Source organism: Caballeronia arvi, assembly GCF_001544695.2.
Classification (GTDB): domain Bacteria; phylum Pseudomonadota; class Gammaproteobacteria; order Burkholderiales; family Burkholderiaceae; genus Caballeronia; species Caballeronia arvi.
Map to the genome: position 1 here is coordinate 1 of NZ_FCOM02000340.1, position 541 is coordinate 541.

Annotated in this window: 1 protein-coding gene; it reads right to left on the bottom strand. The window is 62.7% G+C overall.

Annotation, left to right across the window (positions count from 1 at the left end; all coding sequences use genetic code 11):
* Positions 1-541, bottom strand: a 541-nt coding sequence (locus AWB74_RS45230; protein WP_143749584.1) for a glycosyltransferase, incomplete at both ends; no start/stop codon positions are given.

A 541-nucleotide genomic window follows, 5' to 3' on the forward strand; every position in this document is an offset into this window, starting at 1 on the left:
CGATGAGCGCCTGCGTATCCGTATGGATGAAGCCGCTTTCGCCGTTGCGAATCACGGTCGATAGCTCGGTCGTCGCAAGTCCGACGATCGGCATGCCTATCGTCATGGCCTCGACGATGGCAAGCCCAAGGCTCGTCCAGCGAATCGGATTGAAGAAGAAGCGATAGCGCGCGGTAAAGGCCGCCAACTCCAGATTGCCGATTTCGCCGATGCCGCCCGCCGACTGCGCATCCATGCCGACGAGATCGAGCGGCACGCGCGCGGCGGCTTGCGCGTAGACATCGTGGCCGAGCCGCCTGCCGCGCTGACGCAGATGATTGATCACCGCGATGCCACGCTCCAGTTCGCCGCTATAACGTACGTTGTCTGGAACGATCACGCCATGCTCGATGACGCGCGTCGGCGTGTCGCCGCTATCCCACATCAGCCGGTTGAAGTGCGTGACGTGGACGAGCAGCGTGTCGCGTTCCTGCACCCAATGCTTCTGCTCGAACGCGTTTTCCTGCGGCGGATCATGCTCGATATAGGCGCGCGGCAAGCG